Origin of the sequence: Rhodopirellula islandica, from assembly GCF_001027925.1 — a bacterium.
In the GTDB taxonomy this organism is placed as follows: domain Bacteria; phylum Planctomycetota; class Planctomycetia; order Pirellulales; family Pirellulaceae; genus Rhodopirellula; species Rhodopirellula islandica.
This window is the reverse complement of the sequence record NZ_LECT01000017.1, coordinates 241269-268267: the sequence shown is the minus strand read 5'-3', so window position 1 is coordinate 268267 and position 26999 is coordinate 241269. Positions and strand designations below refer to the sequence as shown.

Annotated in this window: 16 protein-coding genes; 10 read left to right on the top strand and 6 right to left on the bottom strand. The window is 57.0% G+C overall.

The features are described from left to right. The 5 genes from RISK_RS09425 to aroA form a co-directional block, all read right to left on the bottom strand. On the bottom strand, positions 1-990 hold the full coding sequence (locus RISK_RS09425) for a ParB/RepB/Spo0J family partition protein (protein WP_047813998.1): 990 nt from the start codon (positions 988-990) through the stop codon (positions 1-3). Next, complete coding sequence (locus RISK_RS09420) at positions 983-1708, bottom strand: ParA family protein (RefSeq protein WP_047814191.1); 726 nt, start codon at positions 1706-1708, stop codon at positions 983-985. Before RISK_RS09420 ends, RISK_RS09425 begins: the two co-directional genes overlap by 8 nt. Positions 1709-2170: 462 nt before the next feature. Then, the gene (locus RISK_RS09415) at positions 2171-3016 is read right to left on the bottom strand and encodes a hypothetical protein (RefSeq protein WP_047814190.1); all 846 of its coding nucleotides are present in this window, start codon (positions 3014-3016) and stop codon (positions 2171-2173) included. Positions 3017-3453: 437 nt separating this feature from the next. Then, on the bottom strand, positions 3454-4218 hold the full coding sequence (locus RISK_RS09410; protein WP_236696170.1) for an N-formylglutamate amidohydrolase: 765 nt from the start codon (positions 4216-4218) through the stop codon (positions 3454-3456). 16 nt (positions 4219-4234) lie between these two features. After that, positions 4235-5626: a 3-phosphoshikimate 1-carboxyvinyltransferase gene (gene aroA, locus RISK_RS09405; RefSeq protein ID WP_047813996.1), complete on the bottom strand. Its 1392-nt coding sequence runs from the start codon at positions 5624-5626 to the stop codon at positions 4235-4237. A gap of 81 nt (positions 5627-5707) precedes the next feature. On the opposite strand from aroA, the gene RISK_RS32565 reads away from it, so the two are divergent. The 8 genes from RISK_RS32565 (at position 5708) to RISK_RS09365 (ending at position 17466) form a co-directional block, all read left to right on the top strand. Beyond that, on the top strand, positions 5708-5923 hold the full coding sequence (locus RISK_RS32565) for a hypothetical protein (protein WP_173442641.1): 216 nt from the start codon (positions 5708-5710) through the stop codon (positions 5921-5923). A 372-nt stretch (positions 5924-6295) separates the two neighbouring features. Next, positions 6296-6766, top strand: coding sequence for a hypothetical protein (locus tag RISK_RS09395; protein WP_047813995.1), 471 nt, complete (start codon positions 6296-6298; stop codon positions 6764-6766). Positions 6767-6802: 36 nt separating this feature from the next. Next, the gene (locus tag RISK_RS09390; protein ID WP_047813994.1) at positions 6803-7765 is read left to right on the top strand and encodes a putative bifunctional lysylphosphatidylglycerol flippase/synthetase; all 963 of its coding nucleotides are present in this window, start codon (positions 6803-6805) and stop codon (positions 7763-7765) included. A gap of 421 nt (positions 7766-8186) precedes the next feature. Continuing rightward, entirely contained in the window at positions 8187-8666 is a 480-nt protein-coding gene (locus tag RISK_RS09385; RefSeq protein ID WP_236696169.1) for a methionine-R-sulfoxide reductase, read from the top strand. Positions 8667-9805: 1139 nt separating this feature from the next. Next, positions 9806-11467 (top strand): hypothetical protein, encoded by a 1662-nt coding sequence (locus RISK_RS09380; protein WP_150122535.1) that lies wholly within the window; start codon positions 9806-9808, stop codon positions 11465-11467. A 238-nt stretch (positions 11468-11705) separates the two neighbouring features. Then, positions 11706-13127, top strand: a complete 1422-nt coding sequence (locus RISK_RS09375) for an efflux RND transporter periplasmic adaptor subunit (RefSeq protein WP_047813991.1) — start codon at positions 11706-11708, stop codon at positions 13125-13127. Between the two features lie 32 nt (positions 13128-13159). After that, on the top strand, positions 13160-16267 hold the full coding sequence (locus RISK_RS09370) for an efflux RND transporter permease subunit (protein ID WP_047813990.1): 3108 nt from the start codon (positions 13160-13162) through the stop codon (positions 16265-16267). 206 nt (positions 16268-16473) lie between these two features. Then, on the top strand, positions 16474-17466 hold the full coding sequence (locus RISK_RS09365; protein ID WP_047813989.1) for a YHYH protein: 993 nt from the start codon (positions 16474-16476) through the stop codon (positions 17464-17466). Between the two features lie 362 nt (positions 17467-17828). On the opposite strand, the gene RISK_RS09360 is transcribed toward RISK_RS09365, so the two are convergent. Further along, positions 17829-19076 (bottom strand): carbohydrate porin, encoded by a 1248-nt coding sequence (locus RISK_RS09360; protein ID WP_047813988.1) that lies wholly within the window; start codon positions 19074-19076, stop codon positions 17829-17831. 420 nt (positions 19077-19496) lie between these two features. On the opposite strand from RISK_RS09360, the gene RISK_RS09355 reads away from it, so the two are divergent. Together RISK_RS09355 and RISK_RS09350 are read left to right on the top strand one after the other, a co-directional pair. Further along, the gene (locus tag RISK_RS09355; protein WP_047813987.1) at positions 19497-24656 is read left to right on the top strand and encodes a two-partner secretion domain-containing protein; all 5160 of its coding nucleotides are present in this window, start codon (positions 19497-19499) and stop codon (positions 24654-24656) included. Between the two features lie 261 nt (positions 24657-24917). Further along, entirely contained in the window at positions 24918-26684 is a 1767-nt protein-coding gene (locus RISK_RS09350; RefSeq protein WP_083434876.1) for a ShlB/FhaC/HecB family hemolysin secretion/activation protein, read from the top strand. Positions 26685-26999 lie beyond the last annotated feature (315 nt).

Genomic DNA, 26999 nt, shown 5'->3' with positions numbered 1-26999 from the left:
TCAGCCCGCGACGCGAAGCTGAGGCCGATTGACGCCGCCCAGCAGACCGCGAATGCGTTCGAACTCTTCGGCGTCACTGAAATGAATCGTGATCTTGCCGCGACTGCGAGCCGAGGCTTTGATCTCAACCTTGGTGCCGAACACCATCCGCATCTCTTGCTGCATCGCTTCGATGTGCGGAGGAACAGGCTTGCGTTTTTGGCGTGAGACGTTGGTGACCTTGAGGCCCGTCTCGCAGTCCTCTTCTGCACGAAGCAGTTCCGCCACACCGGTCTCGGTTTTGCGAACGCTCCATCCTTCTTCCAAGATCTTCTTGGCCGTGACAACTTGCACTTCGACTTCACCGATCGGCAGCAATGCTCGAGCGTGCCCCGCGGTCAACTCGCCGCTGGTGACCATCTCAACAATGGGCTGAGGCAGTTCCAGCAAACGCATCAAGTTGGCAATCGTGCTCCGGTCAATGCTCAACCGGCGAGCCAAGTCGTCCTGCTTGCATTTGTGTTCGTCGATGTAGCGTTTGAACGACATCGCTTTTTCGATCGCGTTCAAGTCCTTGCGTTGCAAGTTCTCGATGATGGCCAACTCAGCGACCAAGCGGTCGTCGGCTTCACGAACTTCAGCGCGGATCGTTTTCAAACCCGCGTGAATGGTCGCACGCAAACGACGTTCGCCACTGATCAGCTGATAGCGACCGTCCACGATGCGAACCAGGATTGGCTGCAATTGCTGGTGGTTCTTGATCGATTCGGCCAGCGAAGCGATCTCGTCGGGATTGAATTCGCGACGCGGTTGGAACGGGTTGGCTTCGACGGAGTCGATCGGCAACTCGAGCGACTGGATGCCTGGTTGAGGAGCATCGTTGGTTTCGCCCGGTGGAACGATGTCGTCCATCGGTTCACCCAACAAAGCGGCCAAGCCTTTTCCGAGGCGGCGGTCTTTGCCAGCGGGTGCTTTGCCGGGGTTGGGTCGATTGGTTGTCGCGTTAGTCACGTTGCAGTACCTCCATGCACAGTTGGGTATAAGCGAACGCGCCGCGACTTCGCGGGGCGTACTGGAAAACGGTTTGGCCGTGGCTGGGGGCTTCGCACAGTGCGACATCCCGGGGCACGACACTTTCAAAAACAATGTCGCCAAAGAAGTCACGGACCTCTTCGTCGACTTCTCGAGTCAGTTCAAGTGATTCGTCGTACATCGTCAGCAGGATCCCGCCGAATGTCAGTCGACCATCGGTGGCGGTGATGACCTTCTTGATCGTTCCAATCAGTTGCGTGACGCCGACCATCGCGAAGTACTCGCACTGGATCGGAATCAACACTTCGGTGCTGGCGGTCAGCGCCGTTTCCGTCATGGCACCCGCACTGGGCGGGCAATCGATCAAGATGTATTCGTAGTCGCTCATCACGCTATCGAGATGCTTTCGAACCCGAGCGGTCGAACGATCGCCGGTTTCTGCAAGCACGTCCGCGTCATGGAAAGAGCGACTGCCGGGCAACAACCCCAAATGCAGCACATCGGTTTCGACGATCGAATCAGGAAGCGATTCGGTTCCCGTCAATCCGTGATGCGCGGCAGGCGAATGCCCCAAGGCAGACGTGGCGTTGCACTGCGGGTCGATGTCGACCAACAAGGTTTTCTTGCCAGACATGGCCAGGGCGGCGGACAGGTTGACCGAAGTGGTGGTCTTCCCGACGCCTCCTTTCTGGTTCACGATTGACAAGATCTTCGCCACGTTCACTGCGTCCGAATGAGATGAATCACATTGCCGGCAAGTCCGTTTGCCGACTGACCAAGGAACACCTTGGACAAGCGGGAAACTAGGTGAAACAAAGCTCGCGAAACAAGACTGGTTTCATAAGAAACCGGGCTTGACTTGCTCAGCGTGTTTCTGCCTGCACGAGTTTCGTGTGAAATTGGGCAGATGACAAAGCCCAAGGAAGCAGAAAGAAGACGTAACCGCATCTCGCTTCTTTGCCGGAAAGCCCAATCGCCCTTCGACCTCGCGCGGCGTTGCCCGGATGAAGCCTGCCTAGTAACCCGACGCGTGAGCGAGGGCCCCACAGGCTTGTTGCCATGACACGCGATCCCTCGCGATCACTCGCTAACGCTTCGGGTTAGGATTCAATCAACAAGCCGTGACGTGTCGGGTCACCAGGTAACGAAAGAAACCAGCTCAGTCGGGTTGCCGGATCCAATGGCGTTGGCGTTCCATCACACTGGGTGCTGCCGGCATCGCAGGCATCGCGACTTCCGGGATCTGGAACGAACGTGAACGAGTCGAGCCCTGCGACGGAAGCTGACGCTGCAGATCCACCGTCGGCGGCCTCAGGACTTGCTGCCGGGCATCGGGCCTCACCTGAGAACCCGGCACCGAGCTGGCCAATTGCGCCGGCGTCGACTCTTCGCGAACGTCGGGATTCGAAGCCAAATTCGCAGGAGCGGACGTGGGAGGACGCGCCGCGACCTGGCCAGAACCCAATGACACGGGGCCTGACGCGACCGAGCCCGATGACACGGAACCTTGCACCCGAACTTCCGCCTTGCCAATCGGAGGCAGGGGATTGGATGGCGATCCTGCCAGAGCGTTGTACCGCTGGTCAGGGAAGTGTGGGCTACTCAGCGGCACGGCCAAATCGTCATACGTCAGCGGCAAACGCGAGTCGCGACGGGAACGAGCGGCCTGCTCCGTGGGAATGACTCCGGGACCAGTCGAGGCAAAGTCGTCGGCTCGCGACGGAGCCGCATGACCCTGGCGGGGTGGATCAGGCGCCCGATGATTCGGCCAGCCCGTTGTCTGAGCCTGAGCCGAAAAGGTCGCTGCCTGCCCGGCCCCCGAGGTTCCCGAATCCCAAGGCGGAGTCAACGGATCAGATGTGGCGATCGCGAAGGGGGCCGACGTCGGTCCCGTTGCCAAGGCATTGGGGTCGGAAGATTCGGGATGCACCGCGTCGCGACGAAATGGAATCGCGGCGAGCAAGCCACCGACAACAATGATCGTGCCGAGCGTGAGATTTCGCATGAGAAGGACTCGAAGGCTGGGGGAAAAGAACAATCCAGCTTCGTCCATGAAGGGGCACCGTCGATCGCTTCATGCGGATGCCTATGGAGTTGATCGGCAGCGGAAGTCACCCTGCCCGCAAGAATTTCTTCGGCGACGAATGACCGCTGCAAACGAAAAGGTCACGAGCGAATAGATTCAACGATCGGAACAAACGGGCGTGGAAACCCTGTCGCCCGATGGTTGTGCGGTTTTCAGAGACCGCTTTTCGGTGGGCTTCCGCATGTTGCACCTCTCCTGAAACGAAGTTTGGGGAGAGCTCGCTCAGTGCTCGCTTTCCGCCCCCTTCCGCTGCGTGGGCGGGGTTCTCAAGACGCTGCTGGCACAGCACTTAAGAACGGCACGACCTCGGGAGGGCAATGCAAAGCCGCTCGACCTCCAAACGCTGCGGGGTGGAGTCACGCCGCTCGCTGAGTGGCCTCGGGGGTCACATCGCGGATCGCTCTCGCCAACGACCGCAACACCTCCCCGCGCCGGCGAACCGGGCGAGCTGCCCAGGCTCGGTTCAAAACAAGCTCCACGCCCAAATAGTGCACGTCGTGGAAATGCTTTCTCATCGCCTTGGTCAACGAATCATTCGTGCCGCGGCCCGGATGATTGCGGCGGACACGCAAATCGGGCATCGCGAAATACAGCTCGTCGGACAGGTCCAGGCACCAATCCAGCTCGTCGCGGCGGCTGGGATCGTACAGCAACCCGACATCACCCCGCTGCCACTGGCCGGATGCGGCTCGTGCGGCAAACGTGCGAACCGACAGATGCACGACGTAGGGAGACTGCAGCATCATCTCGCTGATTTGCCGCCGCACTGCCTCTCGATAAGGCGTGCGGATTTCCGCCAAAATCGCTTTGCGAACCTGAACGGACAACTTCCGGATCGACGGGCGAAAGAGATGACGGTGATGGACCGATCGCCCCACATCGACCAAGTCCGCCCGATACGGATTTGCTATCAAATCACACCCGGCGTGCTCGGCGATCATCCGCGAGGCAAAACCAGCGTCACGATCAATCAATGGAGGAGACAATCGGGACCGGTCCTCGTCACTGAGAACGGAAGCTGTGCCAGGAAATGCCGCCGGCCACCCCGAGTGAACCAGCAGCTCGCGCAGTGATTCTGGGATCCGGTCGCCACCGATGTCGCAGGTCACTAAGAGCGCCATCCTTGTTCTCCCGCAACTATTCCGCGGTCCAGTGGTGAGCCCGACCGATCAACTGCTCCAGATCCGCCCAGTAATTGGGATAGGTCTTCCCTGTGCAGGCAGGGTTCTCGATTTCGATGCCGCCCAACCGCAGTCCCGCCAACGAAAAGCTCATCGCCATTCGGTGATCATGGTAGGTGTCCAGCCGCACGGGGCTGGACTCACTGACCACAGGCTCGCTCAGCGGATGAATGGTCATCCCGTCCTCGTGTTCATGGATCGTCGCTCCCAACTTGCGAAGCTCGCAGGCCAAGTCGCCGATCCGATCCGTCTCTTTGAAACGATTGTGAGCCACACCGCGAACACGAGTTGGCGAGCTAGCAAACAGTGCGACCATCGCCAGCGTTTGCACGGTGTCGCTGATTGCGTTCATGTCCACGTCCACGCCGCAAAGCTTTCCGCCGGGCAATTCCGTCGCGATGACGCGGATGGAATCGTCACTTTCTTCGATCTGGCACCCCATCATTTCCAGGACATCCACGAAGGCCACGTCCCCTTGGGTCGCTGCTCGGCTGAGCCCCTTGACCGTGACGTCGCCGCCCGAAATCGCCGCGGCGGCCCAGAAATAGCTGGCTGCGGAAGCATCCGGTTCGATGTCCCAACCGATCGAGTCGTAGTCGCCACCGATCTGAACCAGCACATCTCCCTCGGCGGAAGCTGGCCACTGCAAGTCCACCTCCGCACCGAAAACCTGCATCGCGTCGGCAGTCATCTCCACGTAGGGACGGGAGACCAATTCGCCGACGACTCGGATCGTCACGGTTTGCCCAGACTGACGACTGGCCAGCGGAGCCGCCATCATCAAACCACTGAGATACTGGCTGCTGACACTGCCCCCCACCTTCAGCTCGTGACTCTCCCAACCAGCGGTCTGAATGTGAACCGGGGGGCATCCGCCTTCAGAGACCGCTTCGATGCGGCCGTCCACGACTGGCGAAAGCGCGTCGATCAAGTCACCGATGGGACGCTCATGCATCCGCGGGACGCCCGACAAGATGTAGTTGCCGCCGAGAGCCGAGAGGGCGGCAGTCAAGAATCGAATCGTGGTTCCGCTGTTGGCAATGAACAATTCATGCGGACCCTCGGACTCAGGAGACGCGGTGATGCCGTTGACCACGAGAGTTCGCCCCGCATCGAGCGATTCAATCTCCACACCGATTTTGCGAAGCGAGTCCGTCATCACGTGCGTGTCTTCGCTGACCAACGCACCGCTGAGCTGGCTGGTGCCATTGCCAAACGCGGCCATCAACAGGGCTCGGTTGGTCAGGCTCTTGCTACCGGGAGGTCGAATTGAACCGTGAACGGGGCCACCGGGAATGACTCGGACGGTGGCGATGGCGTTGGACGGCAATTCGGTGATCGAGTTCATGAACCGGCTAAAGAGGTTTGTTCAGGAGAGGACGAGGTCCGGGGTGGATGCTGCCCGGGAATCCAAAGGGATCCAACAATCATGACCGCCAAGGTGACCGTGTGGATCAACCAAGTCGGCTCGCTGGTGGTCACGGTGCGAGCAGTGACCACACTCATGATAACCAATAATGCCAAAAAGCGACGCTCCGCACGACGCGCGGCCGCGCCCACCGACAATTTACTGACCATCAACATGATCAAGGCAATCAACGGCAATCCGATGGCACTGGTGGCGGTCGCCAAAAAAATCAACTGAGGCATCACTGGCATCCTGCGTGAAGCGGAACAAAAAGAAGAGACCGGAAAAGAGCGTTCCTTGCTCGCCGGGAAAGCTCTTGTCACATTTTTGCCCCGGTTCGCGGAAGAGCGAACTTGAGCGGAACTTCCAATTTTCGGACGGAAAAATCCATCGAATCGAAATAATCGGCAAAACCTCCCTAAATTACCTCACCCGAACTCGGAGGAATTCCGATAGAGGATGGCGGAGGGCTTTGTGCCTGGACGTTTTCGCAAATCACTTGCCAATCGTCGAGTTCAAGCCCTGGGAAATGGGCCTGGAACACGATTGTTCCTGGCCGCCCGCCTTCCCACCTGTCACAATCTCCCCCCTTTCACTTCCCGATCCCACATGTCTGCTCGAAGAATCGCCTCCGCCGCTTTTTCGCTGATCTTGCTGGTCACCCTGGTGGTCCCATCGATCGGCTGCCGCCTGTGCGCCGATTGCGACTTGGACGCCTACCCAGCCTACGGCGGCGCCTGGGAGAGAACTCTCCGCGACACCGGTCGCGTCGGCAGCGTGCTCGATCCCGCCGGCGTCCGGGCCGCTGACCTGGAAGCCAGAACGGATCCCGAAGCAGCCGATCGCCACATTCGCGGCCGATCCCGGTACGACAACGAAAGCACGGCTGATTCGGGGGAAGATCGTCAAAAGAAGTCCGCCGACGAGCAACGCAAGCTTGACGACGAGACTCGTGACAACGACAAAACGCAGGAACAGCAGGATGCTGACCTTCAAGAACTGGAAAAACGTCTGGAGGGCCTGGATTTGCAAGACATCCGTTACGTCGAACCTCGCGAAAACCAATCGAGTTGGAACTAGCGACCCTCGACCGTCCCCCCCAAAGAGCCAACCGGCGTGAAATTCGACCCCCGCAAGCTTGTCGGCCCGTTGATGGCTCTGTTGCTGTTCGGCTTGGCCGTGCGGCTTCTGATCGGCGAAGCTCACAAAGTTTCCTGGGATGACTTTGTCGCTGGCCTGACCGGTGTCCCGACTGCCTACTTGGTGATTGCCACCTTTTTGGTGGCCCTGAATTACGGCCTGCTGATTTGCTACGACATCTTGGCACTTCGGTATGTCTGCCGAGCGCTGCCGTTGCGACGAGTCTCTCTGGTCGCATTTTTGGGGTATGCCCTGGGAAACAATCTCGGCACGCTGCTAGCGGCGGCCCCGATCCGGTACCGCTTCTATCACCGCTGGGGCCTCACCCATCGCCAAATCGTGGCCTTGATGAGCGTGCTGGCGCTGACATTCTGGTCGGGCGTCTGCGTGCTCGGCGGAGTCGTTCTGGTCCTGCACCCGATCGAACTGCCAGCCAGATTTGACCTGCCCTTTGGGGTCCGAACGCTCGGAGCCATCCTGCTTTCAATCGCTGTTTTCTACGCTGGAATCTGCCTGGTTTGGCGAAAACCTTGGCCGATTGGCAAACTTCACCTGCGACCGCCAAGCCTGGGACTGGCGACCGCTCAGGCCTCCGTTGCGATCGTCGACCTGACGATTTCCGCGACAGCCCTGTACCTGGTGATGCCCGGTGACGCGGTGGTGCCATTTCCCACGGTCCTGGCAGCGTACCTGGTGGGAATCACGGTCTCCCTGATCACCCAGGTTCCCGGCGGACTCGGCGTTTTGGAATTGATCCTGTGGACGCTGCTCAAAGACACGGTCGGAAAACCCGTGCTCGCCTCTGTTTTGATTTTCCGTGTGATCTACTACATTTTGCCACTTCTAGTCGGTATGGTCGTCTTGGTGGCTCACGAGATCTACAGTGGCGCCATGGAAGCTCGCCACGACGCGGAAACGTTCGATTCCAAGACCACCTGAACGACCACTTCCATGGATCAATCCATTTAACGGTTTGCTGCGTCGAACGTTGCGGTAAAATGGATGCGGATGGGGAGCTTGCCTGAGCATTCCCAATGCACGAGCGAGCCCTGTTCTTCGCACTACCCTGCTTTTGCCCACCTCAATCGCCCTCCCCTGCCCCCAACCACAAGGCCGAACGATGCCGCTGCTCTCAAAGCCTCTTTGGAAACACCTCTTTGGATTCGCGATCGCGGGCGGATTCCTTTTCGCCTTCGCCGGATGCGGTGAGCCAATGGCGTCGACTCATGCTGACGATTCACCGGCGGCGGAATCAACTGACACAAAATCAGTTGACACCCAAAAAACGTCCGCCACGGACACGTCGTCGACCAGCCAGAAAACCAGGCCTCTTCTCACCCACAACCGATATGAGCTGAAGATGGATTCGAGCCCGTTCAACAAGCTAAGCGAAGCCGAAGCCTACGTGATCTTGCACAAGGGCACCGAACCACCCGGGGATGGTGGCTACACACTGACCAAAGATCCCGGCACGTACATTTGCAAACGCTGCAACACGCCGCTGTACCACGCCAAAGACAAGTTCATCAGCCACTGTGGCTGGCCCAGCTTTGATGATGAAATTGAGGGTGCGGTCAAACGACATCGAGACGCCGATGGACGTCGGATCGAAATTGTCTGTGCCAATTGTGGCGGCCACCTGGGACACGTCTTCCACGGCGAACGCCTGACGGCCAAAAACGAACGTCACTGCGTGAACTCCATTTCGATGAAGTTCATTCCGGAAGGCAAGGAAATGCCCAAGCCGATCAAAGCGACCGACGTGAAGAAAGAAGACAAGGCGACCAAGCCCAAAGAGACGAAGCCGAAAGCGACCGACGCCAAGCCTTCCGCCGAGTGAGCATTGGCAGAGTGGAACATTTGCCCCAAATGTTTGCGTGCCCGGTTCATTGTCGTCGAGCAGCGTGACACGAACGATTGAAAGGGAACTCGGTCGCAAGAAGGCCTGGCGGATCAAGACTGCCCGGCGGAACAGATAACGACAACGGTTCGACTCTGACGACTGGTCTGTCAGGACTTGTTTTTAGGGTAGTGGACGAGGCCACGAGTCCTGAACTGGCGTCGAATCCAAGGACTCGTGGCCTCGTCCACTACGATCAACCCTCACTTTTAACTTTGACGGACCACTGGCAACTGTCACGGCTCCGCGGTTGTTCGAACGCCCGACACCCACAACCAGTCGCGGAGCGACGGAAGTTGTTTGCCCGCATCGCCGAACAATCCCCCGGTTCGTATCCCGTATCGATGAACTTCCAAGCCCGTCGAAATGGAAACCCGCCGGGTTAGCAAGGCTCACGCGGCATGCCCAACGCCGGCCCCGTCCGGGGCGTGCCAGATCATTTTCGCCATCTGTCTCGGGGCTTCCGCCCCGAGCTAAGCACGCCGGCCCCATCCGGGGCGAGAATCGTCTCCGAATGCTCCGGCAGTTCATGTCCCGGCATGGCCTCAGCCGCCCAGATTTTGAAATTTACAATTTACAATTTCACTTTTTCAATCCGCCCCTTCTCCTCGCCACCTGTCGCCGCTCCGCGGCTTGCCGCGCATGAGGCCGACGCCCAAAACCTCGGGATGAAATCCCGAGGCTAGTGGTCTGTCAGGACTTGTTTTTTGGGGTAGTGGACGAGGCCACGAGTCCTGAACTGGCGTCGAATCCAAGGACTCGTGGCCTCGTCCACTACGATCAACCCTCACTTTTAACTTTGACGGACCACTAGCAGGTCGTCGTTCGCTGGCGTTGCTTGGCAAATGCTGAGCAGCTCCGCCGAGATCGTGTTCGGGTGTTCTCAAACCACAAAGTCGCATTTGTGTCTTTAGTCGCAAGGGGCTGGTACAATTCATCTGCGGCACCAGCTTCCGTCCGATGAGCTGCGTGGAAGAAGAGGCGCGAGTCCAACACAGGCTGGAAGCCAATGCCACTTTGGGGAACATTCAAAATCAACTGAATGTTCCGACATTCTCCAATGCATGGTGAACTCTTCGATGAACGCATCCAATCAGAATGACGAAATGGAAACGCCGCCGGTTGTTGTGGTCGTGCTGGATCACAACGCTTGCCGTGTCGGCACCGCGGTTCCCTACGATGCGGCACTGACCCTCTGGGCAACCATGTCCGAGGACCCTGCGAATTGGAACGAAGTCGCAGAATATTGGGGAAGATATCGTAGTCCAACGGTTTGCGAATTCGTCGACGGACTCCCCATCCAAACATCGGATCCCCAGGAAGCGTTCGCCGCGATTGACGGTCACGAGAATTGGCTCGCGATCGACTTGATTCAGAAGCGAATCATAGTCGGCGACAGTGTGCAAAAGCTCGGGGCCCGCGCCACGCTAGCGCTCGAAACCGACCTGGAAGGGCAAAAGTGTTGCCCGCTTCCATTCGTTCTTCCGCCATGGTGGGAGTTGCATGAGTCCGCCTCGGCTTCGCTGGTTCTCGACCAACGCGAAAGTGAGATTTCGATCCCGCGAACCAATCGAAGCTTTCTATTTGGTACGCCGCTGATCGAGACCTTTGCCGAGCAAATCCTCAAGGCTGTATCCGCTGGCAGATATCCTCCGAAGAACCTCGAAGAGCAAGAAGCATGGAACGCGCGGCATGCATTGACAGTGGAGGTACACGCGAGTTGGTTGATGACACCTCGAGAAGAAGTGTCGGGGCGTTGTCCACGCTCCCTGATGCACGGCGCACACGATTGGAGCGATGCCGTGATTTGGGGACAACGCCAACGGTTCGAAAATGGCATGCCCATGATCGCGACTCCGGATGATGTGCTCGGTTACGACGACGCACCGATGGGGACGGAAGAGATGATCATGTACTTTGACCTTTGTCGCCATTTGCTCGACGCCGGTTGGGACTGGTGTGATCTTCAACACGAATTGTCTGGCGAGACGCAAACGGAGATGAAACAGAAAGACCAACTATCCGCGTTCTTGTCCGACGCTCGGGATTCATGGATGGATCAACCTTTTGAGGGCGGCTCTCCAACTCGCTTCATCATGGAATGCAGCCGCCGACGCGTCCCACGCGGGAGTGAAGTTCCCATCGTGGGAATGGACGACACAGAATGCGAACAACACATGCCCGATTGCGACTGTCCCATTTGCGACATGATGGCGTCGGGGTTGTTTGGTGTCGGCTTCACCTCGCTTGCGGGAGATAGCCTTGAGTCGGACAACGAGTTCGCCTTTTCCATGCACGAGACCATCGAAGATTGGCAACGGGAGCAGGACGAATTCCGCGAATTCAATGAAAAGATGGAACGAGAATTTGCGGAGCGAAAGGCGATGGCCGCGACAGGTGAAAATCAGGACGACGTGTTCGCTTCGGCTTGGTCCAGCCCCATGAGCGAGGAAGCTCTGCCCGGCGATGCGTCGGGGTTCTTGAAGTTGTCTTTCCGTCTTGCTGAGATCATCAGCGATCTTGAAAACGCTGATACAGCGAAGGAAATCATCCAGCAATTGAATCGTTCCTTTCGCGAGTACCGAGAATGCAAAGACGGAGAGCATGCAACAGCGAAACACACGCTGCGTGAAAGGCTGGACGAGGTCGCGGCGAGGCACCCTGAATTGGTTCCCAAGGTCGCCGATTTTCATGCCCAAATCGATGAGCAAGCACGAGCGAGAGCGTCGAACACAGACTGAAACGAGAGCACACGCCCCCCATTGCAGCCGTTCTTAAAAGGCCATTCCCCAGTCTGGTCGCCCCCTCTCGGATGGCGGCACACGTGCGGAGTCCTCGGGAATTCTGCTCGTCATCCAATTTATTGTGGCCCTCGACTCCTTCAAATTTCGCATCAGGTAAATAGAGCCACGGTTCGCACTTAAAACGCGAACCGTGACGCTTTCAAATCCCGAATGGTGAAACAACAAGGAATCCGGAATGAAGTCCGCAGTGCGATGGGGAACGTGGGGCAAACGATTGCTGGTGGTCCCGCCAATCGTTTTGGCCGTCGTTGCCTACGCTTGGCTGGTCAAGCACTCGCCTCCGCTCACCGTGCAACCGGAGGACGAGGTCTCCCGGATGCTGGAGACGATGGTTGTTCAGCGGATGGACGTTTGCCCAAAGGTCAGCGGGTATGGCACGGCCAAATACGCTCGTTCTTGGCGAGCGGTCACGCAGGTGGAGGGGCGAATCGACAAGATTCACCCCGAGCTGCGTCCTGGATCGATGATCCAGGAAGGCGAGGTGCTGTTGGAAATCGACGATTCCGACTACCGTTCGCAAGTTGAACAACTGGAGGCCACAATCGACCAGCAAAACGCTGAAATCGAGCAACTGGAACAGTCGATCGAGAACGAGGAAAAGAGCTTGGCTCTCGAGAAAGAGGTCCTGGCCGTTCTGCAGCGGGAGTTCGATCGCGAGGAAACGCTTTTGACTCGGCAAGCGGGATCGAGCGCTTCGATCGATTCGAAACGCCGTGAACTGCTCATGCAGCAGAAGGCCGTTCAGGATCTCGAGAACAGCATCGCTCTGATCGGACCTCAAATCAAAGCCTTGCAAGCTGCGCGACGTCAGTCAGAAGTCCAGAAAACGCAGGCTCAGCGGGACATTGAACGCGCCACCCTCACCGCACCATTTCAAATGCGTGTGGGTGAGGTTCAATTGGAAGTTGGGCAGTACGTCACCGTGGGGGAAAACCTGTTCGAGGGTTACAGCGGCGCTGAGATGGAAGTCGAAGCGCAGTTGCCGCTGAGTGAGATTCACCGATTGTTCGTGGCGGAGAGGGACGAAAGCGAGTTCGAAGAGCAGCTCACTCAGGAGGCGTTCCGGCGATTGTTTGCGTTTGAGGCTGTGGTCAATGTCGCGGGCAACGAGGTGACAGAATCGTACAAGGGCCGCTTCTTACGAGTCCGAGAGATCGTTGACACTCAGACCAAGATGGTGGGGTTTGTGGTCGGTGTTGAAAACGTTCCGCCATCCAGACAAGAGCGTCCTCAGCCGCCTCTGCTAGAAGGTGCGTTTTGCGACGTCGACGTGTTTGGCACGACGCTCTCTGAACAAGTCGTGATTCCACGTCGAGCGATCCGCAATGGCTCGGTGTACTTGCTGGACGACCAAAGTCGATTGACCTCGCAAGTAGTGCAGTTGGCGTTCACTCAAGACGACTATGCCGTGGTTGCCTCGGGATTGGAGGGGGGCGAACGACTGGTCATCGCGAATCCGTCGCCGGCGATCATGGGGATGTTGGTCGATCCCATTGAGGCGGAGGAGGCCACTCAGAAATTGATTGATTCCGTCGCCGCGGACGATACCGAGCGGCCTTCCGGTCACGCCCCTTCGCAGTTTTTACGCACTCCTTGAGACGCCCACTTCGCGGATTCGGAAACACTTTTGTGCTAGAGAAATTTGTCAATCACCGAACGTTGGCTAACGTGCTGATGATGTCCTTCATTGGGCTGGGGCTCTACGCGGTTCCTCGTCTTCAGAAGGAAACGTTTCCGAACTTCGACAGTTCCGAAGTGCAGATCGTGATGACCTATCGCGGAGCATCGGCGGAAGACGTCGAGCAGGGAATCTGCTTGCCGATCGAAGACGCGTTGGATGGCATCCAAAACATCGAAGAGGTCACCAGTTCTGCGCAAGAGGGGTTTGCATCGATCGTGGTGGAGATCGACGAGAGTGCTGATCTATCGACGGCGCTCAACGACATCGAAACGGAAGTCGAAGCGATCTCGGATCTTCCTGATGGTGCCGAGGATCTGTTCATCACCGAACTGAACCGGACGGATTCGGTGATGACCATTGCAGTCAGTGGTCCCATCGACCCGGACTCGTTGAAGGATTACTGCGAGGGGTTCAAGCAACAACTCAAACGATTGCCCGGTGTGTCTTTGGTTGAGATCCAGGGATTCTCCGATCGTCAGCTTCGCATTGAATTGGATGTCGAAGCGTTGCGTCGATTGGGTTTGTCAGCGGAGACGGTTGCCGCATCGGTCCGCAGCCAGAATCTGGATTTGCCAGTGGGCACGATCGAGTCAGAGCACGAAGACATCCTGCTGCGTTTGGTGGAACAAAAACAGACGCCGCAAGACATCGAAGAAATCGTCGTTCACGGCGTGACGGGGCGATCCGAAGTTCGGATTCGCGACATCGGACGTGTGGTCGACGGATTCGCCGACGCAGAACAAGAGGCTTGGATCAAAGGTCAACGGGCGGGCATCATCCAGGTCAACAAGACCCGGTCGCAAGACACCACTAAGATTGCCGCGGTGGTCCGTGAATTCGTTGAGAAGGAACAGCAACGTCAACCGCAGTTGGACATCACGATCACCAATGATGAGTCGGAACTGATCGTTCAGCGTTTGACATTGTTGGCCAAGAACGCTTGGCAGGGCATCGTGTTGGTGTTCTTAGTGATGTGGGTGTTCTTCAACCTGCGACTTTCGTTTTGGGTGGTGATGAGCCTGCCGGTCTCGTTCATGGGAGCGTTCTTTTTCCTGCCGCTGATCGGCCAAAGTCTGAACATGATGTCCTCGGTGGCAATCTTGATGGCGACCGGGATCTTGATGGACGACGGGATCGTGATCGCCGAGAACATCGCCCGGCATGTTTCTTTGGGCAAACATCCCATGCGGGCTGCGGTGGACGGTGTCCGAGAAGTTGCTGGCGGCGTGATCTCGTCCTTCTTGACGACTTGCTGCGTGCTCTGCCCGCTGTTTGTGCTGGAAGGGCACATCGGGAAAGTGCTCCGTGTGATTCCGATGGTTCTGTTGACGACGCTGGCGATCAGTTTGATCGAGGCGTTCTTGATTCTTCCCGCGCACCTGGGGCATTCCTTGAAGGCGAAGGATGCAAACGCTCCCCGTGGGCTGCGAGCGAAAATTGACGGTGGCGTCGATTGGGTCCGCGAGAATGTGTTTGGCAAGGTGATCGATTGGGCGATTCGTTGGCGGTACCTGTCGATTGGATTGTCGATTGCCACCTTCATCATGGCCTTTGCGATGGTTGCCGGAGGGCTGGTGAATTTCGTGCCCTTTCCCGATTTGGAAGGGGAAATGGTGGAAGCTCGCGTGTTGATGCCTCAGGGGACGCCGTTGAGCAGGACGGAAGAGATTGTCCGAAATATCAATGACGCGGTCGCACGAGCAAATGATCGGTTCCCAGGTCAGCCAACGGGCGACGAGTTGGTGCGGTCGGTGATGTCCAAATTCAATGAGAACAGCGACGCAGGTGAATCAGGGCCCCATGTTGCGACCGTGTCGATTCGGATGCTCGAACCCGATGTGCGAAGCACGTCCACGGCGGAATTCATTCGAGCGTTGCGCGAGGAGGTCGGCCAGGTTCCCAACGCGATTTCGGTCACGATTGCCGAAGCGGTCCGTGGACCGGCGGGGCGAGCAGTGGAGGTGCTGTTTAAAAGTGACGACTTGCAGGTGGCACAATCCGCCGCTCAAGAGACTCAACAATGGTTGTCCGAGTACACCGGGGTCTACAACTTCAACACCGACCTTCGACCTGGCAAGCAAGAAATTCGATTGCACCTGAAGCCCGATGCGGTCGCACTCGGTTTGAATGTGCAAGCAATGGCCAGTCAACTGAGCACTGCGTTTCAAGGAGCGAAGATCAGCGACATCCAGGCGGGGCTGGATCAATACGAAATCAATGTGCAGTTGGAACCCGAAAGCCGGAACACGCTGGAAGCCTTCCTGGATTTCCAATTCATCCTGGCAGGTGGAATCCAGGTGCCATTGCAATCAGTTGCCGATTTAGAAATGACGTATGGCTGGTCAAAGATTTCTCGCGTGGACGGTTGGCGAACCGTGACCTTGACGGCGGACACCGACACGGACCTGGTCAACACGACCAAGTTGATGAGTGGTTTTCAATCCGAGTTGATGCCCCAGTTGGTTGCCAAACACCAGGGGCTGAAGATTTCGCTGGGTGGCGAGGCGGAGCGGTCCAGTGAAACGGGATCGTCGATGGCGTCACTCTTTTTGTTGGGATTGTTTGGCGTCTACGCGATTTTGAGTTTCCAGTTTGAGAGTTGGCTTGAACCGCTGATTGTGATGGCGGCGATTCCCATGTCGCTGATCGGAATGGTGTTTGGGCACATGTGGATGGGGATGGATATCTCCATGCCCAGCTTGGTGGGATTCGTTTCGCTGGCCGGGATTGTGGTCAACGATTCCATTCTGCTGGTGCTGTTCTTGAAGAAGGAACGCTCCGAAGGCAAACCGAGTCATGACTCCGCTCGCAGTGCCAGTCGCCTTCGTTTCCGAGCGATCATGTTGACCAGCATCACCACGATGGTTGGGCTGTTGCCGCTGACGTTGGAAAAGAGCACGCAAGCCCAGGTGTTGATTCCGACAGCGGTTTCCATCGTGTTCGGATTGTTGAGTTCAACGATCCTGGTTCTGATTGTTATCCCCTGCATCTACGTTGTCGCTTGCGATTTGGGGTTGATCCGATCGGATGAGCACGAATCGAGTTCACCGGCCTAACAGCCTGTGGATTTAGTCAGCCGGAACGCGATAGTGTCCGGTTCGTCTCTGGAAACCGTGGCCTAGCACCCGTCGGCTTATCCTTCAATCTGGGAATCGTTTTATATCAACCGTCTGCTAATCGATCGCTCTCCATCCGATGACGTCCGCTAAGCTCGATGTTGTCCTTCTCATCCCCCACTCCTTCGTTTTAGAGAAATTCAACCATGCCATTCAACGCTTCACATAACACAGTGCCTCTGCTTTCGCTAATCAGCCTGGCAATGTTTTGCTTGGGATGCGGGCCGAGAGGGGAAACGATCCCTCAAGCGGTCGTTCAGGCAGTGGATCCCGACCACTTTCTCGAAGAAAGCTTGGTGGAGCCGATTCGGAAAGAGATGCGGACACTGAGTGATGGCAGTGAAGCAGAATGCTACGTCATCACGACCAAGGCCGTTCCGCCGGATCATCCGCTTGGCCCATGGGCACCCAAGCACGTGACCGACGGCGAAGACAAAGGGGGCATTTGGATCAAAGACGGCCATGTCTACAACGTTTCCGGTGAATTCGTCGCTCACTTGGATGAACTTTACGATGACCCGGAATGGAATTTGGTGCGGGAAGATGGAAGCATCAAAGTCACCGATACGGAAGAAGCATTCAATTTAGCCGCGCGACCGAACGTTGATCCTCGCTACGAGAATCACGCCGTCGAGTGTCCTCCGGATGTGGTTGAGTGGAAGAGTTACCACAACGTCTACGTGATTCCCGTGAACCCGGTTTATCGATCGGTTGCCACGGATTTCCACCGAGTTGGTGACGGGCATTCCCCGGTTGGAGTCGCGTTCAACGGTGTCAAGTACGATCCACCGGCACCGATTCACATGATCATCAAGGCTCACACCATCGCGCCGTTTGATCACTCCGGCGGGCATGTCAACCCACACGCCGGGTACCACTACCATGCTGCCACGGGGAAAACCAAAGAGATCGACCAAGCCGACGGGCATGCCGCGTTGATCGGATACGCACTGGATGGTTTCGGCATCTACGCTCACTTGGACACCGACGCCAAGCAGCCGGAAGGTTTGGACGAGTGCAGCGGGCACTACGATGACGTTCGCGGCTACCACTATCACGCCGGGGCAGCGGGTGACAACCAAATCATTGGTGCGTTTCGGGGGATCGCCGGTTCAGCCAAAGTTGTCAAACCAGAGTGAACGGCTGGGGCGATCAAGGATGCATGCTGATCCATGTTCAGTCGGCGACGCTTCTCGTCAAGCAAGAGGTCGTGCAGCTTTACTTCACGCTCCCTTTGGGAGCGTGATGATAGATGCGTGGCATTGCAACAACTTAGAAAAATGCACGACCTCGAAGTTGGGAGGGGGGTTCGGCATTGGATTTGACATACCACTAAGCAGGTACGCAGGTGTCATCGGGTATGTGAGCCGCTGGCGTTAGCCACGGTTTTCACGCACAACCGGGGCTAACGCCCAAACGGCTCACATGGTTGTACTTGATCACTCCTGCCGACCTGCTTAGCAGCTCAGATGGTTCTGCCTGATCAGTCCAGCCTCCCTGTTTAGAAGCTCGCTCCCATCCACGCACCCATCACGGTGCTGTTGGGAATGTTGCCGGTGCCGCCCGGGTGCACGATGTACTGGATCGCTGGTTGCAGGTAGAACGCTGGACAAACTTGGATGCGGTGCCCCAGTTCATAGACCCATTCGGCGTCAACGTCTTCGCCGATTGAATCGCCGTAGTCGTCACTGAGTTCGCCATAGGTGGCGAAGAAGACAGTGTGGTCCTCTTCACGGCCAGGAAGCAGTCCTTTCTGGTTGATCCCCGCACTGATTTGCAGGGGCGTCTTGGCGACTTGGTCCTCGTCGGAATGACTCGCAAACGCAAAGGCGACGCAGTCAGGCGTGATCTCCATTTCGCCATGAGCGTACAAACGCAGAAACTCATCGGTGGTGCCAACGCCATCGAAGTTGTCAAACTCAAAGAACGAGTGAACCGCTCCCAAAAACAGACGAGCGGGCCGCCCATTGATTTCTGGCGTCCAATCATACTGGGTGATCAACGAGACTCCGTCACTGCCACGAATGCTGAAGTCGAGCCCGTGCTGGGTGAAGTCCCACATGCCATCCCCGATTTGATACACACCGAACTGAATTTGGTGTTGGTCGTTGGGAGCGTACTTCACTCGCCCGCCCCAAACCGGATAGGGGAAGGACGTGATGATGTTCTCTAACAACATCGCTCGGATCGGACCGTTGATGGCGGTGCTGAGTGAATAGCGATACAAACCGTTGTTTGCAAAATCCGTGTCGGCGGACACTCGGCCGAATTTCAAAGCCACGTCGTCGCAGACGGTTTTCTCAATCCACAACTGGTACAGATAGCCGACTTGCCCACCATAGATACACATTGGGTCGTAGATCCCACCGACCGCGGAACTGACACTGTCGCCGTGACGCTCGACCATGGAGATCTTCATTGTGGTCCCGTCCCAACCCCACATCTGTTCCAGGTCGAGGTCGGCACCGGCATAGATCTGCCCGGTGTACGCTTGGTCGGTGCCGATGCCACCGTTGATGTTGGCCGCAAAGATGGAGTCGTAGTAAAGGAACGGCGTGATGCCCGTTTCTTCCAGTCGGGGACGTGTTCCGCACCAGTCACCGAGTAAGAATTGATCCCATTCGGGAGTCGCGTCCACCAGCAACGAGTCGCATGCGGTGTCGGAGTAGCAATGGAACTCAAGTTCTTGGCCGCTTGCTGCGGGAAGGCCAAAGGCGGCCACCGCTGCGATCAATGCCTTGATATTCATCGCCACAGAAGCTTTTTGAGAAAGATCGAGTGCCAGCGAAGGCGGTTCGGATTGCGAAATGACTCGGGTCTTAGGTCGAGATCGGTTGGGGCAAGTTGGACGGTGAAGGAATCTCGTTGGGGGCGAGACAAACTGGAGTCGAGAATGCTGGTTTGCTGCGAACTTCTACCTGACCCGCATCGCTTTCCAATGATTGCGTTCGCTTTGCGCCCCAACGCAGGACGCCACGTTTCATGGACGCGATGTTGCTTGAGTCAAAGTTGCATTGTCCGCCTGGTGGGACTCTGAGGACTCTTTCGCGGTTGGGCAAAGTCTGTCGATGATATTCGACCGTTCTTTCTCTCCGGGTTCTGTCAGACGTGTAAGAGTTCGGGATCGTTCGCTATCGGACAAAAATTGAAATCTCATCTGGGGCACAAGATGAAACGTTGTTTGACGAAGAAGACTGACCGCCGATCGAACGGTCAACCAGAGGGTGGCAATGGAATCCGTCCAACACGAACCAGCGTGATGCGAAAGCGTTTGATTCTTTCCGCGATCCTGGCGGGCTGTTCGATGCCTGGATCACTGTTGGCTCAAGCTCCCGTTGGAGGCAACATCGTTGCGGGGGCGGGCACCATCGACAACAGCGTCAGCAATCTGACCAACATCACCACCTCGACCGACCGAGCGGTGATCAACTGGGAGGACTTCTCCGTCGGCAGTGGACACACGGTCAATTTCGATCAACTCAGTTCCAATTCCGCGGTCTTGAACCGTGTGATCGGTTCGGCACCTCAGTCGTTGATCAATGGAGCCATCACGTCGAACGGCAACGTGTTTGTTTCCAACGCCAGCGGTGTTGTCATTGGCAGCACCGGTGTCATCAACACCAACGGGTTCACCGCCACAACGTTGGACATCACCAACGATCGATTCATGAGTGGCGATCTGTCATTCAGCGGCAATTCGGATGCGGCGATCGTCAACAACGGTTTGATCTCCACCGGCGATGGCGGTGCCAATTTGATTGCGTCGCAAGTTTTCAACAATGGCACCATTGAGTCGTCCGGCACGATCAATCTGGCCACCGGCGGACAACTGAAGATGCCGGGAGGCAGCTACATCCAAGCCGACTTGGAAACGATCAGCAACGGCATCTCCAATGGTTCTTCGCTGATTCAAAACAGCGGTACGATTCGTGCGATCGGTGGTTTGAATGTCGGCGGCGAAGTGTACTTGGTCAATCCAAACGGCAACATCGTCAACGAAGCCACGATCATTGCGGCACTTTCCAGTCCAGACGGAACGCAATCCGGTGGGACCGTGGAGATGGTCGCGTCGGCCGACGCGGCGCTGACCAACGCGTCGATCGATGTCAGCGGAAGTGTGGGCGGCCGCGTCGTTGTCACGGGCGATCGAGTCGAAGTGACCTCGTCCAACGTCAATGCTTCCGGTGAGTTGGGCGGTGGCGATGTTCGAATCGGAGGCGGTTGGAAAGGAACCGATGCCACGGTTGCCAATGCGTCGACAACCAAGATCTCGGCCGACAGTCAAATCAGTGTCGACGCCACGGTCAATGGTGACGCGGGTTCCGTCGTTGTCTGGGCTGACACGGCAACGGACTTCGCTGGGCAAATCAACGCCCGAGCACTGGGGGATGGCGACGGCGGCCAGGCAGAAGTTTCTGGCAAGCAAGAGTTGGTGTTCACCGGCAACGCAGACCTGCGAGCGAGCCATCTCGACAAAGAACATGGCACCCTGCTGCTTGATCCAGCCTCATTCACGGTGGATTCTAGTAACCAAGACGCGATTCGTGCTCAATGGGGATCGGGAAACTTAGTGATCGAAGCCGCAGACACGATCGACATCGAAGTGGACGTCTTCCCCACCTTGTCATCGGGTGGTGATGAAAGCGGTTACAACGATGGCTCAAAAACGCAATTGACGCTACGTGAAGAAAGCGGTGGAAACGGAGCAGTTGACATCACGATCGCGGCAAACATCCGTGACAGTCGGCAAAACTCAGCCGCCGTTGAAATCAACGCGGGCACGGGCAGCGTCACCGTAACCGAAGACGGCTCGCTCAGTTCAAATCTTGGTGGCTACGAAGATGTCACCGTATCCGCAAATTCGTTCGATGCGGCGGGCAGCGTTTCGATCGACACTCTGATCGCGACCGGAAACGAAAGCGTCGGGATCGGTGACGCCGCCACAGGAACACTGAACCTCAGCGACGAAACGATGACGAACATACGGTCCGTTGAAATCCAAGGCAGTGACTTCGATGTGGACATGGGCGGCCCTGCGAGTTCCTACTCGACGCTGAAGTTGGTCGGTGAGACGGTCAATATCGATCGCTTCGAGGGATACACATTGAACATTGAGTCCAATGATCTGACCATCACAGGGCCTGTGATCGGAGGCGGGAATTTCCAATTCATCGGCCAAGCCAACCAGTCGATTGGGCTGGGAAGCGGCAGCGGCGACTTGCAGTTCTCCAAGGCGATTCTGGCGGGGATCACTGGGTTCAACACGTTCGAGATGGGGCACAACACCGCTTCGGGAAGTGATATCTCCATCGTGGATGCCGGGCTGAATTTCAACAATGTGATCCTGCGAGGTTCGGCGATCGAAATTGACCGCCTGTCTATCGGAAACAATCTCAGTTTGTTCACGGACGCGTTGAACGTGCTCAATGCAGTCACCCAGGTGGCAGACACAGGAGCGTTGTCGATCCAGTCGATGACGAGCAGTCGTACCGTCGGACTTGGTGATTCGACCGTCGGTTTGTTGAACATCACAGCAGACGAGTTCGATCATCTTGGTCTCTACAGTTCGCTGGACGTCACCGTTGGCAGTGGTGATGTGATGGTGGACATGGATTTCACTGAGAACTACAGCAGCCGAATAAGAATTGATAACGGCAGCGGGTTGATTCATCTGGGCAATGTCAGCCTCGACAGCAACTTGTTTCAACTCATCAGCAACGACCTGCAGGTTTCGAACTCCGTCACAGGCGATGTCGACAAGACGGCTTTGGACTTGAACGCTGGCGTATCCCGGATGGCCGTCGGTTCCGCAGCGTCGGGTGATTGGACACTGGACAACACCGAATTTGGTCGACTGAGCAGCTTCAAACAACTGACCCTACACAACACTCAGGTCAACGGAATGCTTGATGTCGCAGGCGTTGAATTGGGCAACGAATTGGACTTCAGTTCCATCACACCTGGCTCAGTTAGCCTCTTGAGTGATTCGATGGTATTGAGCGACGTGTCGGTTCCGGATGCGTTGAATCTGTCCGTCTACAGTGGTCTCGCATTCGATGGTGGCGTGAAGACGGATGATCCGACGAGTTCCCTGACCATCACCGCGGGCCGAGCTTCCGATGGCACAAGCGGTTCCACCACAGTTGGGATCGGAGATGGCACAACGGGCGCGGTGCACTTGGACAACGACGAGATCAATCGAATCAATCAGTTTGAGACGGTTCATGTCGGTCACGTCTATGCAAGTTCACCCGGCACCACGCAAGTGAATGCGACGTTCGACAAGAACCTGACGCTCAGCGGCGGAGGCCAGACGACCATCGACTCACTGACCATGACCGACGGCAGTGATCTGGATGTCTCCACGCATTACAAGTGGGGTGGCACTGGCAATCCAGGCACGGACAAGATCGTTGTGGGGAATATCACCTCGGACGGCGACATCAAAATCGACAGCAGTCGCGTCGAGGTGAATGGGGACGCTCACACGGTCAGCGGCGACGTGTTGGTCGAGGCAACGTTGACAACCATCGGTGATGGTTCTCAAACGGGTCACGTCAGCATTGGCAGTGCCAACGGAACGACAACGGTAGAAACCGAGGACTTGGACATCAATGCCAGCGGCACCGCAGGCGCCCAGATCGGGTACGCGTTCACCGGCACGGAATTGGAGAACGCGACGGGTGACATTGTTGTCGAAACCACGGGCGACGTGAACTTAACCGGGCAAGGTTCGCACTTCGCATCGATTGGGCATGGAGACTCGCTCGGTGGCGATGACACAGGCAAGACCGTTTCGGGCAACGTGACGCTCCACGGTGGCAAGAATGTGAATATCCAAACAGGGCACATCGGTCACCTCGTCGATGCCACTGGAACCTACGGTTCGGGGAGCACGTCGGTGTTCGCCGGCATGCAAGACTTCAATGAGGACAACGAAAACCGTGCGGGCGGTGATTACTATCAACCCTACACGCTGGAAGTCGATAGTCAGTCTGTGCTGGTCAGTGATGCGTATGCCGACGGAGGCAAACTCAGCCTGTTTGCTCCCTCACTCTCGTCCTACGACATTGATCCCTCTGCGTTGCTAAATGGCGGTCATGCAAGCGGCGATCCGCCAACCAATTTCGCTGGTCCCAGTGATCCCGCCAACGACTTCTATGGCGAATACATCGGCGATGCCTCTCACAACTGGTCGCTGTTTTCATCGCCCATTGGTTTGGACCTTCAGATTATCGATGCCACGTCGGTTTACGGGGATGTGATCAATTCACCTGCCACGCTCGACCTGCTCACGGACGCATCGGTCTTGTTTGGTTCACCGACGGTGACCGACCTTGGCTTGCAGGTCGACTACGAAAGCATCGATCACGAAACCGACGCGGGATCGTATGTGCTTCAAATCGACAGCGAAAATCTGAAGGGCGGGTACTACATTCGCAAGCTGTATCGAAACGGAGAAACCTACGGAACCGGACCTGGCACACTGATCACGAACGATGGTCGGCACATCATCACGCCTGCTGATCTGTCCATCGTGATCAACAACCAATCCAAGACCTACGGTGACCTGTTCAGCTGGGAAGGCACGGAATTCGACGCGACCGGGTTGGTGAACGGTCAAACAATCGAAGCCTTGGTGCTGGCCTCGGGTGGGGCTGCCGAAACAGCAAGCGTGCTCGGCGGTCCCTACTCCATCACGGGCAGCACCCCAACCGGAACCGGGTTCAAGGCATCCAACTACGGCATCTCGTATACACTTGGCACGTTGACCGTGAACCCTGCTCCATTGGATGTGATCTTGCTTCCGGCGTCCAAGTTGTTTGGAACGGAGGGTGTCTCTGAAACCACTCAGTTCACGACCAGCGGCCTGAAGGGGTTGGACGCGATCGAACACATCGTGGTTGTCAGTGCCGGCATACCCTCGTCGGCGACGCCCGGGGCGTATGCGTTGAACCACGACGTTCCGTTTGGGGTTCACTTTGATGCGTCGAATTACACGATCAGCTTCACCGATGCGATTCTGACTGTGTTTTCCCCTGATGGCGAAAACAGCCATGACGTCTGGACCAGACACAATTTGGTTTCCTCCTCACTGCCAATGAGTCTCAATGGCAGTGGCGGCGGCATGACCAGCAGTCGCACCGGTCGGTCAGCGGTCGAGATCACCACACCAGGGCAAGAGGGTGACATCAGTGGCACGGGTGCGGGGCAACCGGATTTGGATGACACGGTGATGCCGCTCGAGCAACCAAGCGATCAAAACGCGACTGAATCGAGTGTGTCATCCGTGCGAAGCAGTGATTCGCCGGGGAACACGACCATTTGAGAGTGTCAAATGATAGGCTGCACCGATTGTCCGGCTTGTTCGGCCTGTGCCTGTTGCGGGCACGGATGTACACGACGTCACGGCGTTGGTAAATCTTGCCGAATTTGATCGCTAGGGCAATCAAAAGCGTTTGTGAAGTCTTCGTTGCGAAGCTTTGCCAACACTAAAAGCTAGTCTGTCGTGACGTACTTCCTGTCGGTTTGGTGCCACAGGAATTCTCCGGCAGCAGCTTGGGCATGGACGAACTTGGGGCAAGTCGGGATGGCGTTACGACGTTTTGGGGTATTGGCTGGCTGGACCTGCGCCGCGAGCCTGCTGTTTGGCAGTTCCGCATTTGGACAGAACTTTGAACGCTATCGTCCGAAGGTGTTCCAACCTTGGGAAGTCGGCAAGTTCGATCTCGACCTGCAGACCGAGACCGATGCGGAGACGCCCAGCAGCGACGTGGTGTTGGTCGACGCATTGGAAGCCGTCATCCTGCTGCCCAGCCGCGACGAGGTCGATCCTCACGAAGCGTTTGCGGAGTTCGATGGCGTGCATTCACACATCCATCACTCAGGCTCGCTGGCCAATTCATCTCGCGTTCAATCGATCATTGATCGCCATCTCGGGCTCCCGATCACGCTCCGCAATCTGAACCAGTTGTCGCGTGAGATCATCGAAGTCTACGAACGATGTGGGCAACCGATCGTCGATGTGCAGATCCCCGAACAAAAGATCACGGGCGGAACCGTCCAAATCGTGATCGTCGAATCACGAATCGGTGCGATCAAGATCCAAGGTGGATGCTGGGTCGATCCCTGCTTGCTTCGCCAAGGCATCACGCGTTCTCGCGTTGGTGGCCGAATCCACGAATCGTGTGTCGCCGAAGATCTTTACTGGCTCAACCGCAGCCCGTTCCGATCCGTTGGACTGGACGTCGCACCAGGTTCACTCGATGGCACATCGGACCTCACGTTTGAGGTCGAGGACGTGTTCCCCATGCGAGCCTACGTGGGATACGAAGACACCGGCGTGGAAGCATTGCGGCTGGAGCGGTTGTATACCGGCCTGTTGATCGGCAACCCGTTTGGCTACGACGGGTTGCTCGGTTACCAATACACCGCCGACTCAGAGTTCAATCGTTTGCATGCTCACGCCGTCAGCTACACCGTCGACCCCAGTCGCGAACGCGGCTATCAAGTCTTTGGCAGTTGGGCATCCGCCGAACCCGCCCTGCCAGCTCCAATGAACCAGGATGGTGAAGCTTGGCAGGTTGGTTCACGTGCATTTCATTACACCACCCGGACCGCACGCGCCGAGCGAGCTTGGTTCGTCGGGTCCGATTTTAAGTCATCGAACACGTCGGTTGAGTTCGGTGCCTTGAACACCTCCAACACGGCGGCTGATTTGTTGCAGCTCTGCCTCGGATTCAACGCTTTGGTCCGCGAGGAAAACGGCGACTACGCACGGTTGAACACGATCCTCAACTATGGACCGGACGGCGGTTTCACCTCACAGAACAACGCCGCTGCGTTCAACAGCCTCCGTCAAGACACGGCGCCTGGTTACGCCTACTGGCGAACGTCGCTGGACATGCGTCGGCAACTTGGTCGCGATTACGAGGGAACCTTCCGAGGCACGGGGCAAATCTCGAGTGACCGGCTGCTGTTCAGTGAAACGCTCGGCTTCGGCGGATACGATTCCATTCGCGGTTACGACCAACGTGTGGCCAGTGGCGACAATGGTTGGCTGACCAGTTTTGAATTGGGGCCAAATGCCTGGACGTTTGGCAGCGGTGATTGCGAAAGCAATGTGAAAGCGTACACGTTCGCCGACCTTGGCCAAGCCTTCATCCTGGATAGCATTCCTGGGGAAGCCAAGGACCAGTTCCTTTCAAGTGTCGGAGTCGGCTGCCGCGTCGCAGTTGGTCAGAAAGGATCGCTTCGATTGGACTACGGGCACGGCTTCAACGACGTGCTTGGTGCCGATGCCGGTGACCGTATCCACGTCGGCTTCGTTTCGTTCTTTGGCCCCACTCCAAACTGACGAATCCCAAAGGTTCGAGATCGAAGCAGGTCGGCAGGAATGATCGGGCATCATCATGTGAGCCGCTTGGGCGTTAGCCCCGGTTGACCATGTGAGCCGTTTTGGCGCTTGCCTGGACTGCCAAATGTTTGCTGTTGGCGTTCTGATTGCGAATGCAATTATCCTTGTGGCTTCTGTCTTTCTTCATCCCGGTAGGGATGTCAGATGGTAGCTGGGGGGCGCTGCGTAGCAGCACACCCCCGGAAACCGTGTCTCCCAAAATACTGTCCCTCCCGCCGTGGCCATCGGCCACGGCGGGAGGGACAGTGACGACGT

Excerpts from the sequence above, each read along its gene's own strand:
- RISK_RS09415 (WP_047814190.1), bottom strand. The coding sequence starts at position 3,016 with ATGCGAAATCTCACGCTCGGCACGATCATTGTTGTCGGTGGCTTGCTC.
- RISK_RS09380 (WP_150122535.1), top strand. The coding sequence starts at position 9,806 with ATGAACGCATCCAATCAGAATGACGAAATGGAAACGCCGCCGGTTGTT.
- RISK_RS09360 (WP_047813988.1), bottom strand. The coding sequence starts at position 19,076 with ATGAATATCAAGGCATTGATCGCAGCGGTGGCCGCCTTTGGCCTTCCC.
- aroA (WP_047813996.1), bottom strand. The coding sequence starts at position 5,626 with ATGAACTCGATCACCGAATTGCCGTCCAACGCCATCGCCACCGTCCGA.
- RISK_RS32565 (WP_173442641.1), top strand. The coding sequence starts at position 5,708 with ATGACCGCCAAGGTGACCGTGTGGATCAACCAAGTCGGCTCGCTGGTG.
- RISK_RS09385 (WP_236696169.1), top strand. The coding sequence starts at position 8,187 with ATGGATTCGAGCCCGTTCAACAAGCTAAGCGAAGCCGAAGCCTACGTG.
- RISK_RS09410 (WP_236696170.1), bottom strand. The coding sequence starts at position 4,218 with ATGGCGCTCTTAGTGACCTGCGACATCGGTGGCGACCGGATCCCAGAA.
- RISK_RS09350 (WP_083434876.1), top strand. The coding sequence starts at position 24,918 with ATGGCGTTACGACGTTTTGGGGTATTGGCTGGCTGGACCTGCGCCGCG.
- RISK_RS09375 (WP_047813991.1), top strand. The coding sequence starts at position 11,706 with ATGAAGTCCGCAGTGCGATGGGGAACGTGGGGCAAACGATTGCTGGTG.
- RISK_RS09365 (WP_047813989.1), top strand. The coding sequence starts at position 16,474 with ATGCCATTCAACGCTTCACATAACACAGTGCCTCTGCTTTCGCTAATC.
- RISK_RS09355 (WP_047813987.1), top strand. The coding sequence starts at position 19,497 with ATGAAACGTTGTTTGACGAAGAAGACTGACCGCCGATCGAACGGTCAA.
- RISK_RS09395 (WP_047813995.1), top strand. The coding sequence starts at position 6,296 with ATGTCTGCTCGAAGAATCGCCTCCGCCGCTTTTTCGCTGATCTTGCTG.